The sequence below is a fragment of the Lysobacter sp. CC-YZS074 genome (assembly GCF_056739745.1).
Genome location: NZ_CP200301.1, coordinates 2,795,620 through 2,810,720, shown reverse-complemented (window position 1 = coordinate 2,810,720; position 15,101 = coordinate 2,795,620). Strand labels below are relative to the sequence as shown.

Genomic DNA, 15,101 nt, shown 5'->3' with positions numbered 1-15,101 from the left:
CATCTCCAGCGCAGTCCCGGCCTCCCGGGCGCCGTCGCTCCCGGGCTTGGCACTCGACCCGGGCGACTGCTAAATTCCGCGTTCTTTCCCCACCCATTCAACCACTTACGAGGTTGTAGAGTATGAACATCAAGCCGTTGTTCGACCGCGTGGTCATCAAGCGCATGGAAGAAGAAAAGATGTCCGCCGGCGGCATCGTCATTCCGGATTCGGCCACCGAGAAGCCGATCAAGGGCGAGGTCATCGCGGTCGGCGAGGGCAAGGCCCTGGACAACGGCAGCGTCCGCGCGCCGAAGGTCAAGGTCGGTGACAAGGTGCTGTTCGGCAAGTACAGCGGCACCGAGGTCAAGCTCGACGGCACCGACCTGCTGGTGGTGAAGGAAGACGACATCTTCGCGGTGCTCGGCTGATCCAGCCCCGCTGACCGCGGCGCTTCCGCATCCTTTTCCCTTTTTCGCAATTCTTTTGAGGTAATCCGCAAATGGCTGCCAAGGAAATCCGTTTCGGCGAAGACGCGCGCTCCAAGATGCTGCGCGGCGTCAACACGCTCGCCAATGCCGTCAAGGCCACCCTGGGCCCGAAGGGCCGCAACGTCGTGCTCGACAAGAGCTTCGGTGCGCCGACGATCACCAAGGACGGCGTGTCCGTCGCCAAGGAGATCGAACTGGCCGACAAGTTCGAGAACATGGGCGCGCAGATGGTCAAGGAAGTCGCTTCCAAGACCTCCGACAATGCCGGTGATGGCACCACCACCGCGACCGTGCTGGCCCAGGCGCTGATCCGCGAAGGCATGAAGGCGGTCGCTGCCGGCATGAACCCGATGGACCTCAAGCGCGGCATCGACAAGGCCGTGACCGGCGCCGTCGCCGAGCTGAAGAACATCTCCAAGCCGTCGTCGACCAGCAAGGAGATCGCCCAGGTCGGCGCGATCTCGGCCAACTCCGACTCGCAGATCGGCGACCTGATCGCGCAGGCGATGGACAAGGTCGGCAAGGAAGGCGTGATCACCGTCGAGGACGGTTCGGGCCTGGAGAACGAGCTGGACGTGGTCGAGGGCATGCAGTTCGACCGCGGCTACCTGTCGCCGTACTTCATCAACAACCAGCAGTCGATGCAGGCCGAGCTGGACGACCCGTTCATCCTGCTCTACGACAAGAAGATCTCCAACGTGCGTGACCTGCTGCCCGTCCTCGAGGGCGTGGCCAAGGCCGGCAAGCCGCTGCTGATCGTCGCCGAGGACGTCGAAGGCGAGGCGCTGGCGACCCTGGTGGTCAATACCATCCGCGGCATCGTCAAGGTCTGCGCCGTCAAGGCGCCGGGCTTCGGCGACCGTCGCAAGGCGATGCTGGAAGACATGGCCGTGCTGACCGGTGGCACCGTGATTTCCGAGGAAGTCGGCCTGCAGCTCGAGAAGGCCACCATCAACGACCTCGGCCGTGCGAAGAAGGTGCAGGTCTCTAAGGAGAACACCACCATCATCGACGGCGCCGGCGACACCGGTTCGATCGAGGCCCGCATCAAGCAGATCAAGGCGCAGATCGAGGAGACCTCCTCCGACTACGACCGCGAGAAGCTGCAGGAGCGCGTGGCCAAGCTGGCCGGCGGCGTGGCGGTGATCAAGGTCGGTGCCTCGACCGAGATCGAGATGAAGGAAAAGAAGGCGCGCGTCGAGGACGCCCTGCACGCCACCCGCGCCGCGGTCGAGGAAGGCATCGTCCCCGGCGGCGGCGTCGCCCTGATCCGTGCGCTGGCCGCCGTGGCCGACCTCAAGGGTGACAACGAGGACCAGAACCACGGCATCGCGATCGCCCGCCGTGCGATGGAAGCCCCGCTGCGCGAGATCGTCACCAACGCCGGCGAGGAGCCGAGCGTGATCGTCAACGCGGTCAAGGAAGGCAAGGGCAGCTACGGCTACAACGCTGCCACCGGCGAGTACGTCGACATGCTGGAAGCCGGCATCCTCGACCCGACCAAGGTCACCCGCACCGCGCTGCAGAACGCGGCGTCGATCGCGGGCCTGATGATCACCACCGAGGCGATGGTCGGCGAGCTGCCGAAGAAGGACGAGCCGGCGATGCCGCCGGGCGGTGGTATGGGCGACATGGGCGGCATGGGCTTCTGATCCACGCCCGTCGCGATACGCAGTATTGGAAGGCCCGCCTCGCGCGGGCCTTCTTTTTGCCATTCCTAAACCCCCGGGTTCTCTTTTGCACTGCAGCGTGCATTCGCCCTAACAACTCCTTCACGATCGGGCTGCATCCCGACGTGGGGGAGGGAGCAGGCCCGCAACCGGTTCGTCCGGGGCGGGCTTTTTTATTGCGTGGCGTTTTCCCATCGAAACGCGCGGCGGATGGCCGGTTTCTTCCCTCACCTGCGTGCATTGCGCCGCCGGACAGGCCTGCTATCTTCGCCGGGCGCGGGGGATAACCGTGACGAGAGTCACACGTTATCGGAGAGGCGCTCATGAAACGTTTCACCTTGATGTTGGCTGTCGCCGCGGCGACGGCCGCGGGCAGTGCGCAGGCCGCCACCTACGTGGTGCAGGCCAAGGCTCTGGACTTCGACGCCGCGCTGGCAAGGCAGGTCGAAGCCCAGGGCGGGCAGGTCGTCGCACGTTATCCGCAGATCGGCGTGGCGATCGTCGAGGCCGACTCCGGCTTCCCGCAGCGCGCGCGCCGCGTGCGGGCGCTGCAGTCGGTCACCGAGGACCGCGTGCTGGAGTTCGGACTTCCGGAAGCGGTGCCGGGCGCCGACTTCGCCGAAGCAGCCGCCAACCCGCCCGAGAGCGGCGACGATGATCCTTACTTCGACCTGCAGTGGGGCCACGACGCGATCGACGCGCCGGAAGCGTGGGAGCGCACCGGCGAGCGGGGCGCGGGCGTGCGGGTCGCGGTGCTCGACTCGGGCATCGACTGCGACCACCCCGACCTGGTGCCCAACCTCAACCTCGCCCTGAGCACGTCGTTCGTCGACGGCGAGCCGGTATGCGAGCTGCCGGCCGGCTTCAACCACGGCACCCACGTCGCCGGCACGGTGGCCGCCGCCGACAACGCGTTCGGCACGATCGGGGTGGCCCCGGAAGCGGAGATCGTCGCGGTCAAGGTGCTGTCGGCCTACACCGGGTCGGGCAGCTTCGAGGGCATCATCGGCGGCATCGTGCATGCCGCCGACGTGGACGCGGACCTGGTCAACATGAGCCTGGGCGTACGTGGCGGCCTGCCGGTGACGCCGGAAACCCACAGCCTGATCGGCGCCGTGCAGCGCGCGGTGACGTATGCGCGACAGCAGGGCACGACGGTGATCGCCTCGGCCGGCAACGACGGCATCGACTTCGACAACGCCACCGACGGCGCCGGCAACAGGCTGATGGCTTTCCCCGGCGGCCTGCACGGGGTGATCGCCGTGTCGGCGACCGCACCGGAAGGCTGGGGCCTGAGCCCGATGACCGACCTGGACCCGATGGCGCACTACAGCAGCTACGGCAAGGTGGTGGTCAACTTCGCGGCGCCCGGCGGCGACTGGGACTACCCCGGCGAGGAGATCTGCGAGGTGGCCGGGCTGGTGCAGTGGTGCTACGTCTTCGACTACGTGTTCAGCACCTCAAACAACGGCTGGTCCTGGGCCAGCGGCACCAGCATGGCGGCCCCGCACGTGACCGGCGTGGCGGCGCTGATCATCGGCGCCAATGGGGGGGACATGAGCCCGAGCGCCGTGCTGTCCGCGCTGACGCACGGGGCCGAGGACAAGGGCGCGCGGGGCATCGATCCGTTCTACGGCCGCGGCCGGGTGAACGCCGACCGCTCGCTGTAAACCCGGCTGGTTCGACACGACCGCCGGTCGCCTTCGGGCGGCCGGCTGTGGCCGCGGGATTTCCGGTGCGTGCGATCATGCCTGCCGATGACTTCGCCCATCGCGCCCGGCCCATTGCCTCCCGACGTCGGTGACCTTGTCCGGCGCTCGCTCGACCGCCTTGGCGCCGCCGTGCCGCTGGATGACCGCGGGCTCGAACGCCTCGTGCCGGTGGCGGTCGCCAGCGAATTCGCGATGGACACGCTGGCCCGCCAGCCCGACCTGCTGGCCCGGTTGCTGGCCGACGATGGCGCCGCCGAGCCGTCCCCGCCGGTGCTGGATTCCGACAACCGCGGCGAGTGGACGGCGCTGCTGCGCCGCTACCGTGCCGCCGGATCCACCCGGCTGGTGTGGCGCGACGTGCACGGTATCGACGACGTCGACGCGACCCTGGCCGGCAGTACGGCACTGGCCGAGACCTGCCTCGGGCTGGCGCTGGACGCGCTCGAGGCCGAGTTCAGTAGCCGCCATGGTGTCGTCCGCGGTCCGGATGGAGCGATGCAGCGGCTGGTCGTCTTCGGCCTCGGCAAGCTCGGCGGCGGCGAGCTCAACTTCAGTTCCGATATCGACCTCGTCTACGGCTACGAGCACGACGGCGAGTCCGATGGCGCGCGTCCACTCGCGGCGGAAGCCTGGTTCTCCAAACTCGGCCAGCAACTGTTCCGGCTGCTCGACGAAGTCACCGCCGACGGCTTCTGCCACCGGGTCGACCTGCGGCTGCGGCCGTACGGCAACGCCGGCCGGGTGGCGTGGTCGTTCCCGGCGATGGAGCAGTATTTCCAGCACGAAGGACGCGACTGGGAGCGCTACGCCTGGCAGAAGGCGCGACCGGTCGCCGGTGACCTCGAGGCGGGGGAACGCTTCCTCGAGGTGCTGCGTCCGTTCGTCTACCGGCGCTATCTCGATTACGGCGCGCTCGACGGCCTGCGCGCGATGAAGGCGGCGATCACGGCCGAGGTCGCCCGCAAGGAACTGGCCGACGACATCAAGCGGGGCGCGGGCGGCATCCGCGAAATCGAGTTCCTGGTCCAGGCGCTGCAACTGATCCGCGGCGGGCGCGAACCGGAGCTGCGCGGGCGCCAGCTGCAACCGGCGCTCGCGGCGTTGATGGAGGCGAACCAGGTCGAACCGGAAGCGGGTGCCGCGTTGCTGGAGGCTTACCGCTTCCTGCGCCGGCTGGAGAACCGCCTGCAGATGCTGCGCGACGCACAGGTCCACGCGTTGCCGGATAACGAATCCGACCGGGCCCGGATCGCGGCCGGGCTCGGCTACCAGGACTGGAGCGAACTGCGCCAGGCGCTGGACCGCCACCGCGCGGTGGTGAGCGGCGAATTCGCCGCGCTGCTCGCGCCGCGGCGGCGTCGCGGCGCCCCGGGGGCGCTGGCGGAGTACTGGCGGGCGTTGCCCGATGGCGGCGATGCCGGGGCGCTGGACGACGCCGGCTTCGACCGGCCTGCCGATGCCGATGCGCAGCTGCGGGACCTGGCGCGCAGTCCCGGTGTCCGTGGCCTGTCCGACAGTACCCGCGCCCGGCTGGACCGCGTATTGCCCGCGCTGCTGCAGGGCGCCGCCCGCTCCAGCGAGCCGCTGCTTGCGTTGCGCCGGTTGCTGGCACTGCTGCACAACATCCTGCGCCGCAGCGCCTACCTCGCGCTGCTCGACGAGCAGCCGGCGGCACTGGCGCGGCTGGTCGAAGTGGTCGGCCAGAGCGCGTTGCTGGCCGAGCGGCTGGCGTCCCACCCGCTGCTGCTGGACGAACTGCTCGACGCGCGCGTGGGCGGGCCCCTGCCGGACCGCGCGGAAGTGCTCGAGGCCTGCGCGGCGGTGGGCAACGACCCGCTGCGTTCGACCGACCATCCGGACGAGGATGTCGAGGCGGTACTCAATGCGCTCAACGAGGTGCGGCAGGCGCTGAGCTTCCGCATCGCAATGGCGACCCGCGACCGCCGCCAGCCCGCGGTGGAGAGCGCCCGCCAGCTGGCATGGCTGGCCGACGGCGTGGTGGCCCGGGTGCTCGAGCTGGCCGAACGCGAAGTCGCCGCCGCGCACGGCCGGGTCGCGGGGGCGCGTTTCGCGGTGCTGGGTTACGGCAGCCTCGGCGGCGAGGAGCTGGGTTTCGGATCCGACCTCGACCTGGTGTTCCTGTACGACGCGCCTCCCGACGCGCAGTCCGACGGCACGCGCACGCTCGATGCGTCGCGCTGGTTCGCGCGGCTGGCGCAGAAGGTGGTCGCGTTGCTTGGCACGCCGTCGGCGGCCGGGCGGCTGTTCGACGTCGACGTGCGGTTGCGCCCGGACGGAGCGAAGGGCCTGCTGGTGTCGTCGCTGGCCAGCTTTGCCGATTACCAGCGCCACCGCGCGTGGAACTGGGAACACCAGGCGCTGGTGCGCGCGCGTTGCGTGGCCGGTGACCCCGGCCTTTGCGCCGATTTCGTCCGCGTGCGCGGGGAGACCCTGGCCCGGGCCCGTGATCCCCGCCAGGTACGCGCGGACGTCTGCAGGATGCGCGCACGCATGCGCGCCGAACTCGACCGCAGCGACGCCGCCGTGTTCGACCTCAAGCAGGGCGAGGGCGGGCTGGTCGACCTGGAGTTCCTGCTGCAGGCGCTGGTGCTCGACCACGCCGACGCGCATCCGGCGTTGCTGCAGCCGCGCGACACCCCGGGTCTGGTCGAGGCGGCGCACCACGCGGGGTGTTTCGACGACGGGACCCGGGCGAGCCTGCACGCCGCCCACGCCACCCTGCTCGCGCTCGGGCTGGAGTGCACCCTCGACCGGCGCGCCCGCCGTGTGCCGCGCGACGACGAGGTCGAGCAGGCGCGCGCCGCGATCCGCGAGGCGGCGCGGGCGAACGGCCTGGCGTTCGACTCGGCGCAGGGCGCGGGCGCCGACGACCTGCCGTAGTCGCGGTCGAAGAGAACGCGGCCGCGACCCGCATCGCTGCTATCGCGCGCGCGGCTCGAGGCCGAGCCGGCGCTGCACCTCGGCCGCCACCCGCGCGGTCTCGCGCAGCGGCGTGACCGCGAACGGCGAGAGGCTGTCGTCGAATGCCCGCACGCGGCCCAGGCCGAGCAGGCTGTCGACGAACCGCCGCGGCCGCCCGCGCAACTGCCCGACGCCGGCGACGAACACCGGAACCGTGGTCGCGCAGGCTTCCGACAGCATGTTGACCGAGTCGGCGGTGCAGACGATGCGGTCGGCGCAGGCAAGCAGGCCCGGATAGGGGTTGGCACCGTCGGCGGGGCCGGTCCACACCAGCCCCGTTTCGCCCGACAGGCGCTGGCGCAGCCGTCCGGCGACCTCTGCGGGCGTGCGGCGCGACGTGGTCACCAGCAGGCACCCCTCCTCGGCGGCCACGATGCGATGCAGGCGGTCGGCCAGGGCGTCGATCCCGGCAGCGCCGAAGCGGGAATGAGCACTGTCACCACCGAGCAACAGCGCGGTACGCGGCTGCCTCAACGTCGCCAGCGCGGTGAACTGCCGGCGCGCGGCCGCCAGCCATGCATCGTCGACCGGATGAAGGCTGCCCAGCAGCCGGATCACGTTGTCGCCCTGCAGACCGTCGTGTTCGGGCGCGATCACCAGGTCCCAGTGCCGCGGCGAGACCCGCGGGTCGAGGATCTGCACTGTGCGCGCACCGCGGCGGCCGAGGACCCGGGTGGCCAAGGCGGCCCGGCGGCCGCAGCCGATCGCGAGCCGCGGAGGCGTCGCCAGCGCCCGGCGGAAGTCGCCGCCGAACGCCGACGACGCACCGGGCAGCGCGCGCGGTGCCAGCCAGCGCCACGGAGCCCGCGCCTGCAGCGTCCAGGCACGCGCCGGCCGGCCCAGAGCCGCCGCCAGCGCCTGGGCCTGGCGCACGTTTCCCGCATGGCCGTCGGTCAGCGTCCACGTCTGTGTGCGGGAGGTCGATTGTTCCATTGGTGTCGGTAATCCGTTTCGGGGGCGCCGGGTGTTGCTTGTTCCGCGAGACTCTACACTTGCCCGGACCCGCCGCGGCTTTCCCGCGGCGCCCGATGGAGAACACGATGACGCCCCTGGATCCGCACGCCCTCGACCAGCTGTTCCGCACCGCACGGACCCACAATGACCTCGGTGGCGAGGTCGGCGATGACACCCTGCGCCAGCTGTACGACCTGCTCAAGTGGGGACCCACCAGCGCCAATATGGGGCCGGCGCGCTTCGTGTTCGTCAAATCGGCCGAGGCCAAGGCCCGGCTGGAGCCCGCCCTCGACGAAGGCAACCGTGCCAAGACCATGGCCGCGCCGGTGACGGTGATCGTCGGCCACGACGAGGACTTCCACGAGAAGCTGCCCTACCTGTTCCCGCACACGGACGCCAAAAGCTGGTTCGACGGCCCGCGCGAGGGCCGCCGCGCCGCCGCGTTCCGCAACGGCACCCTGCAGGGCGCCTACCTGGTCCTCGCCGCGCGCGCGCTCGGACTCGACACCGGACCGATGTCGGGCTTCGACAACGCAATGGTCGACGAACTCTTCTTCGCCGGTACCACGATCAAGTCCAACTTCCTGGTCAACCTTGGCCACGGAGACACGTCCAAGCTGTTCCCGCGCTCTCCGCGACTGGCGTTCGACGAGGCCGCGCGGATCCTCTGATCCGCAACCACCACCACTTCCCGGAGACACCCCCATGTTCAACAAACTCATTCTCGCCGCGGCCCTGGCCGCCGCCAGCACCGCCGCCGCCGCCGAGCCGGTCACGTACACGATCGACCCGAGCCACACCGACGTCATCGCCCAGTGGAGCCACTTCGGCTTCTCCAACCCGACCGCCCACTTCGGCCAGGCCGACGGCACCATCGTCTACGACGCCGACAACGTCGGTGCCTCCAGCGTCGAGGTGACCCTGCCGCTGGCCGGCCTCAACAGCTACACCGCCAAGTTCGACGAGCACCTGCGCAGCAGCGACTTCTTCGATGCCGCCGCGTTCCCGGCCGCCACCTTCAAGAGCACCAAGGTCGAGGCCGCCGGCGAAGGCAGGCTCAAGGTCACCGGCGACCTGACCATCAAGGACAACACCCATCCGGTCGTGCTTGACGTCACCCTCAACAAGGTCGGCGAGAACATGGGCGGCCAGCCGGCGATCGGCTTCGACGCGACCACCACCATCAAGCGCACCGACTTCGGCGTCGGCATGTACGCGCCGGCGGTCAGCGACGAGGTGAAGATCCGCATCACCACCGAGGCCAGCGTGCCGAAGGCGGCGGAGTAACCGCATGATCATCGAACGCCCATCCGCCAGCCGTGGCCGCGGCCCGGCCCACGTCGCCTGGCTCGACAGCCGCCACACGTTCTCGTTCGGCGACTACTACGACCCGGCGTGGATGGGCTTTGGCGTGCTGCGGGTGATCAACGAGGACCGCGTCGCCCCCGGCGCGGGCTTTCCGACCCACGGCCACGCCAACATGGAGATCCTCAGCTACGTGCTGTCGGGCGCGTTGTCGCACGAGGACAGCAGTGGCGGCGGAGGGGTGATCCGCGCCGGCGAGCTGCAGTGGATGAGCGCCGGGCACGGCGTGCGTCACAGCGAGTTCAACGGCTCGCAGACCGAACCGGTGCACTTCCTGCAGATCTGGCTGCAGCCGGACCGGGTCAACGCGCCACCGGCCTACGACCAGCGCGAGGCGGCCAGCGGCGACGGTTGGCGCCTGCTGGCCTCGCCCGACGGTCGCGACGGCAGTCTCGGCATCCGCCAGGACGCGCTGCTGTGGAATGCGCGCCCGGCCGGTGGCGCCCTGCTGGAGCGCGAGCTCGACCCGCGGCGGCGCTACTGGCTGCACGTCGCGCAGGGCGCGGTCGAGGCCAACGGCCGCGCGCTGGAGGCCGGCGACGCGCTCGGCTTCGAAGCCGAATCCGGTCCCCTGCGGCTCACGGGCGAGGGCGCCGACGTGCTGCTGTTCGACCTGCCTGCGTGATGGCCGGCTTCTCTAGGGGCGGCTTCAGCCGCGATCGTGGAACCGTCTGCCCGTGCCGATCATCCAATCGCGGCTGAAGCCGCTCCTGCAACAGCACCGGGCGTCGCCGCCGCGGCGCCGGTATCCGGCCCGACTGCTAGACTGCGGCCCTCGCACCACCTCGCCATCGACATGACCGCAGCCGCCCACGACCACCCGACCCAAGCCAACGCCGAGCGCCGCTACAGCGTGACCCGCGCCGACCTGCCGCTGAGCTGCCCGTTGCCGTCGATGGCGCTGTGGAATTCGCACCCGCGGGTATACCTGCCGATCGAGGCCGAGCGCGAGTGCGATTGCCCGTACTGCGGGGCGCACTTCGTCCTGGAAGGCTGAGGTCGACGGAATCGGTGTGGTGCGCCGGCTGACCGTCGTCCAGCTGTTGCCGGCGCTGGATTCGGGCGGGGTCGAGCGCTCCACCCTGGAAATCGCCGAAGCGTTGGTCGTGGCCGGTCACCGTGCACTGGTGGTGTCGGCCGGCGGGCGGCTGGTGCCGCGGCTGCAGGCGCTGGGGGGCGAGCATGTCGCCCTCGATATCGGCCGCAAGTCGCTGCTGACCCTGCGCCACGTCGGCGCCTTGCGTGCGCTGCTGCAGCGCGAACGGGCGGACATCATGCACGTGCGCTCACGCCTGCCCGCGTGGATCGGCGTGCTGGCGCTGCGCGGCTTGGGTAATGCGGCCCCGCGGCTGGTCAGCACGGTGCACGGTCTCAATTCCCCTTCGCGCTACAGCGCGGTGATGACCCGCGGCGAGCGCGTCATCTGCGTGTCCGGCACGGTGCGCGAATACGTGTTGCGGCATTACCCGCAAACCGACCCGAACCGACTGCGGGTGATTCCGCGCGGTATCGACCCGGCCGGTTTCCCGCCCGCACCGCTGCCCGACCGCGGCGCGCGTGCGTGGGCCGCCGGCCGGCACCCGGAGCTTGCCGGCGACGGTCCACTGTTGCTGCTGCCCGGACGCGGCACCCGCCTCAAGGGCCATGCCGACGCCTTGCGCCTGCTCGCCGGGCTGAGGGCCGGCGGCATCGATGCGCGGCTGTGGTTGCCGGGTGCGCGCCAGTCGGGACGCGAGGCCTATATCGCCGAAATGGAACGCGAGGCGCACGGGCTCGGGGTGGCGGGTGCGGTGGCATTCACCGCGCCGACCGACGCGATCGCGCAGGCCTATGCCGCCAGCGACCTGGTGCTGCAGCTCTCGCGCAAGCCCGAGGCGTTCGGGCGGACCGTGGTGGAAGCGCTGTCCTGTGCGCGGCCGGTACTCGGCTGGGCGCACGGCGGTGTCGGCGAGCTGTTGCAGGAACTGCAGCCGGGCGGCGCGGTGGCCCCGTTCGTCCCGGATGCACTGCTCGACGGCGCGCGTGCGCTGCTCGCGCGACCGCCGGCGGCAGCCGGTACGATGCCCGCTTCATCGAACCCGCTGCTGGCGCGTTACACCCTGCGCGCGATGCAGCAAGCCACGCTGGCCGTCTATGCCGAACTCGCCGACTGATTCCCACCCACCGCTTGCGCCCGCGCAGACCATGCCGGTGCCCGGCTGGCGCTGGGCGCCGGCCTGGATCCTCGCGTATGTCGCCCTGTGGCCGGCGCCCGGCTACGCCGAGGGCGTGCTGGTACTCGGCGCCTTGCTGGCGATCGCGAAGCTGCTCGGCTCCCGCTTTGCCGGCGGCAAGCAGCTGCTCAGCCACCAGGCGTGGGCGCTGACCAGCGTCCTGTTCTTCGCCTACTGGTTGCCGGAGCTGGTGTCGTCGTTCGATTCGGTGGACCCGGCCCGCGCCTTGCGCGAGGCCGCGGTCGACCTGCGCTACCTGCCGTTCCTGTGGCTGGTGGCGTCGGCGGTCGCCAACGGGCGGGGGCGCGCCACCACGTTCCGAGGCCTGGCGGTGATCTTCGGCATCTGGACCGTCGACGCCTTGCTGCAGGCGCTGACCGGCACCAGTCCGCTGTTCTTCGGCATCGATTCGATCAAGCAGATGATCAGCGACCATGGCATGTGCAGCGCCGAGGAAATGGTCGGGCTGGACCGGCTCAGCGGCGTGCTCGGTCCGTGCAACCTCAAGCTCGGCATCGTGCTGGCGAGCATGTCGCCGTTCGTGCTGCACGAAGCGAGGCGGCGTTTCGGGCGGCCGGGCTGGCTGGTCGGCGCCGCGGCGGTCGGCGTGGTACTGGTCCTGGCCGGCTCACGGGCGTCCTGGGTGACCTTCGCGCTCGTGCTGGTTCTGTCGGGCTGGCGGGTGCTGGGCTGGAAGAAGCTCCTGGGCGTGTTCGCCGTCGGCGCCGTGATCCTGTCGGTGCTGACCCTCGCCTCGCCGCAGGTGCGTGATCGCGTGGTGCGCACCACCCACGTGCTCGCCGCCGACGAGGAGGGCGTGGATGTCGCCCTGTCCGGACGGACCCGCATCTGGAGCGCGGCGCTGTGCATGGCCGGCCACCATCCGTTCAACGGCGTGGGCGCGCGCGGTTTCCGCGAGGCGTTCCCGGCCTGCGATCCGGAGCACGGGCAGATCGCCGAGTGGGGCGAGGGCCCCGCGCTGCACGCGCACCAGATCGTGCTGGAGGTGCTCAGCGAGACCGGCGGCTTCGGCCTGCTGCTGTGGCTGGCCGGCGCCGCCCTGGCATGGCGCGCGTGGCGCTTTGCCGATCCCGCGCAGCGCGAACATGCCCGGCCGGCGATGCTGGCGCTGGTGGTCACGGTGTTCCCGTTCAACACCCACCTGGCGTTCTATTCGACGTTCTGGGGCGGATTGACCCTGCTGCTTGCCGCGCTCTATGCCGGCAGCCTGCTGGCGCGCCCGGCGCCCGTCCGTGATCCGCTGGGCTAGGCCTCGCGACGCTGCGACGCTCAGCGGTACGGTGACTCCAGCCCGGGGGGGCGCCGCTTGAACCGCCGGTGGATCCACAGGTACTGGCTCGGTGCCTCGCGCACCATGGCCTCGATGGCGGCGTTGACCCGGGTCGAGTCGGCGGTGGCGTCGTCGGACGGGAACCCTTCCAGCGGCGTACCCAGCCGCAGCACGTAGTCCGCGCCTTCCCGGCGGTGGAAGAACGGCACCACCGCGCAACCGGTCAGCCGGGCGAACTGGTGGGTGGCGGTGATCGTCGCCGCCGGCACTCCGAAGAACGGTGCGAACACGGTTTCCTTGCCGCGCATGTCCTGGTCGGGGGCGTACCAGAGGATCCCGCCCTGCTTGAGGTGGCGCATCGCCGGCCGGAGCTCGGCGTTGGCGAACATCGCGCTGGCGTAGCGCAGCCGGCCACGCTTGACCGCCCATTCCATCACCGGGCTGCGGTGGCGCCGGTACATGCCGGCCAGCGGCAGGTGGTCGCACATCAACCGGCCACACATCTCCAGGGTCAGGAAGTGGCCCGACACCAGCAGCACGCCGCGGCCCTGCGCGCGGATCGCCTCCACCGCGTCGAGGCCTTCGATGCGCACGGTGCGCCGCATCGGCGCCACCGATCCCCACCACGCGCGGGCGAACTCGAACAGGCCGATCCCGAAATCGTGGAAGCTCGCGCGCAGCAGGGCTTCCCGTTCGGCTTCGGGTATCGCCGGGAAGCACAACGCCAGGTTGGTGCGCGCGGCGCGGCGGCGCTCGCCGGCGAGCATGAAGGCGGCCGCGCCGACCGCCCGCCCCAGTGCGCGTTGAAGCGGCCATGGCAGACGAGCGGCCAGCCACATGATGGCCAGGCCGCCCCATGCGGGCCAATGGCGCGGCTGCCGCGGCGGCGTGCCGGCGGAAGTGGGGGAAGCGGCTTCGGGCATGCGGGGATATTAGCCGAGCCCCTTCCAGCGGAAGCGACCGGCGAGGGGGGCGTGCGGTCTCTACAGTATCCTGCGCGAATGCGGATTGACCTGATCGAGCGCCTGCTGCGCGGCCTCTACTCGGCGGTGCTTTACCTGCTGGTCCCGGTCACGGTGTACCACCTGGTGTGGCGCGGCTTTCGCCACCCGGCGTACTTCCTGCGCTGGCACGAGCGGTACGCGCGCTACCACGAGTCCGCTGGCGGCCGCGTGCTGTGGCTGCACGCGGTGTCGGTGGGCGAGGTCAATGCCGCGGTGCCGCTGGTGAACGCCCTGCGGCGCGGCCGGCCTGATTTGCGGTTGCTGGTGACCACGATCACTCCGACCGGCTCGGACCGGGTGCGCGCGCTGTGGGGGTCGGAAGTCGAGCACGTCTACCTGCCCTACGATCTGCCGGGTGCGGTCGGCAGGTTCCTGCGGCACTACCGGCCGCACGCCGCGCTGATCATGGAGACCGAGCTGTGGCCGAACCTACTGTTCGGTTGCCGCGACGCACGCGTGCCGGTGTTCATCCTCAATGCGCGGCTGTCGGAACGCTCACTGCGCGGCTACCGCGTGCTCGCGCCGCTGGTGGGGCGGGCGCTGCGCACGGTCCACACCGTCGCGGCGCAGTCGCTGGCCGACGCGGTGCGGTTCGTGCGGCTCGGCGCGCGAACCGCGCAGGTGGCCGAGGTCGGCAACCTGAAGTTCGACGTCGCCGTGCCCGAGGCGCTGGACGGGTTCGTCGCCGAGTGCCGGCAGCGCTGCGGCCCGCGTCCGGTCTGGATCGCCGCGAGCACGCACGAGGACGAAGAGGCTGCGGTCATCTCGATCCATCGCCGGCTGCGATCGCGTTTTCCCGACCTGCTGCTGCTGTGGGCGCCGCGGCATCCCGAACGGTTCCGGGTGGTCGCCGAACACGCGCGCGCCGCCGGCTGGCAGGTCACCACGCGTTCGCGGGCGCGCTGGCCCCAGCCGGATGATGCGGTGTTCCTGGTCGACACCATGGGCGAGCTGGTGAACTTCTACGCCTGCGCGGATGTCGCCTTTGTCGGCGGCAGCCTGCAGCCCGTCGGCGGGCACAACCTGCTGGAGCCGGCCGCCACCGGCACCGCTATCGTGACCGGGCCGCACCTGCACAACTTCGCCGAGATATCGCGGCGCCTCGACGAGGCGGGCGCGCTCGTGGTCGGAAGCGATGCGGGTGAGGTCGAAGGCGCGCTCGCCCGGTTGCTGGATGACGCCGACGAGCGGGCCCGCATGGCGGAGGCCGGCCGCAAGCTGGTGGAAATGGGGCGCGGTGCGCTGGCGCAGACGCTGGTGCTGCTGCAGCCGGTGCTGCCCGCGCCGGAGCGCCGCGGACGGGCCTAGGGAGGTTCCCGCCGCGACGATCAGGCCGCCGGTTAGCGGCTTACGTCAGTGCCGGATATCCGCACCGCGACGACCGGGATGTAGACGCTGCCGGTGGCCGTGAATACCGGTACGGCGGAACACGACGACGTT

General features: G+C 70.7%; 13 protein-coding genes. 11 read left to right on the top strand and 2 right to left on the bottom strand.

Annotation, left to right across the window (positions count from 1 at the left end; all coding sequences use genetic code 11):
• Positions 1-122 precede the first annotated feature (122 nt).
• The 4 genes from groES (at position 123) to glnE (ending at position 6,753) form a co-directional block, all read left to right on the top strand.
• Positions 123-410, top strand: coding sequence for a co-chaperone GroES (gene groES, locus U8331_RS12665; protein ID WP_481131371.1), 288 nt, complete (start codon positions 123-125; stop codon positions 408-410).
• A gap of 71 nt (positions 411-481) precedes the next feature.
• Positions 482-2,122 carry a chaperonin GroEL gene (gene groL, locus U8331_RS12660; RefSeq protein WP_481131370.1) on the top strand — a complete coding sequence of 547 codons (1,641 nt, stop codon included), beginning with the start codon at positions 482-484 and terminating at the stop codon, positions 2,120-2,122.
• Between the two features lie 341 nt (positions 2,123-2,463).
• A complete protein-coding gene (locus U8331_RS12655; protein WP_481131369.1) occupies positions 2,464-3,810 on the top strand; it encodes a S8 family peptidase in 1,347 nt (448 codons plus the stop codon).
• Between the two features lie 87 nt (positions 3,811-3,897).
• On the top strand, positions 3,898-6,753 hold the full coding sequence (gene glnE, locus U8331_RS12650; RefSeq protein ID WP_481131368.1) for a bifunctional [glutamate--ammonia ligase]-adenylyl-L-tyrosine phosphorylase/[glutamate--ammonia-ligase] adenylyltransferase: 2,856 nt from the start codon (positions 3,898-3,900) through the stop codon (positions 6,751-6,753).
• 39 nt (positions 6,754-6,792) lie between these two features.
• Here glnE and U8331_RS12645 read toward each other — a convergent pair whose 3' ends face one another.
• A complete protein-coding gene (locus U8331_RS12645) occupies positions 6,793-7,767 on the bottom strand; it encodes a mitochondrial fission ELM1 family protein (RefSeq protein ID WP_481131367.1) in 975 nt (324 codons plus the stop codon).
• Between the two features lie 107 nt (positions 7,768-7,874).
• Between U8331_RS12645 and U8331_RS12640 the strand changes: the two genes are divergently transcribed.
• From U8331_RS12640 to U8331_RS12615, 6 genes are all read left to right on the top strand, one after another.
• Positions 7,875-8,459: a malonic semialdehyde reductase gene (locus U8331_RS12640; protein WP_481131366.1), complete on the top strand. Its 585-nt coding sequence runs from the start codon at positions 7,875-7,877 to the stop codon at positions 8,457-8,459.
• A 34-nt stretch (positions 8,460-8,493) separates the two neighbouring features.
• Positions 8,494-9,075, top strand: a complete 582-nt coding sequence (locus tag U8331_RS12635; protein ID WP_481131365.1) for a YceI family protein — start codon at positions 8,494-8,496, stop codon at positions 9,073-9,075.
• Between the two features lie 4 nt (positions 9,076-9,079).
• The gene (locus U8331_RS12630) at positions 9,080-9,778 is read left to right on the top strand and encodes a pirin family protein (protein ID WP_481131364.1); all 699 of its coding nucleotides are present in this window, start codon (positions 9,080-9,082) and stop codon (positions 9,776-9,778) included.
• 171 nt (positions 9,779-9,949) lie between these two features.
• Positions 9,950-10,150 (top strand): zinc-finger domain-containing protein, encoded by a 201-nt coding sequence (locus tag U8331_RS12625; RefSeq protein ID WP_481131363.1) that lies wholly within the window; start codon positions 9,950-9,952, stop codon positions 10,148-10,150.
• Between the two features lie 19 nt (positions 10,151-10,169).
• Positions 10,170-11,306, top strand: coding sequence for a glycosyltransferase family 4 protein (locus tag U8331_RS12620; RefSeq protein ID WP_481131362.1), 1,137 nt, complete (start codon positions 10,170-10,172; stop codon positions 11,304-11,306).
• A complete protein-coding gene (locus U8331_RS12615) occupies positions 11,287-12,636 on the top strand; it encodes an O-antigen ligase family protein (RefSeq protein WP_481131361.1) in 1,350 nt (449 codons plus the stop codon). The genes U8331_RS12620 and U8331_RS12615 overlap by 20 nt, the downstream gene beginning before the upstream one ends.
• Positions 12,637-12,656: 20 nt before the next feature.
• On the opposite strand, the gene lpxL is transcribed toward U8331_RS12615, so the two are convergent.
• A complete protein-coding gene (gene lpxL, locus U8331_RS12610; protein ID WP_481131360.1) occupies positions 12,657-13,580 on the bottom strand; it encodes an LpxL/LpxP family Kdo(2)-lipid IV(A) lauroyl/palmitoleoyl acyltransferase in 924 nt (307 codons plus the stop codon).
• Positions 13,581-13,658: 78 nt separating this feature from the next.
• Here lpxL and waaA point away from each other — a divergent pair, with 78 nt between their 5' ends.
• On the top strand, positions 13,659-14,969 hold the full coding sequence (gene waaA, locus U8331_RS12605) for a lipid IV(A) 3-deoxy-D-manno-octulosonic acid transferase (RefSeq protein ID WP_481131359.1): 1,311 nt from the start codon (positions 13,659-13,661) through the stop codon (positions 14,967-14,969).
• Positions 14,970-15,101: the final 132 nt, after the last annotated feature.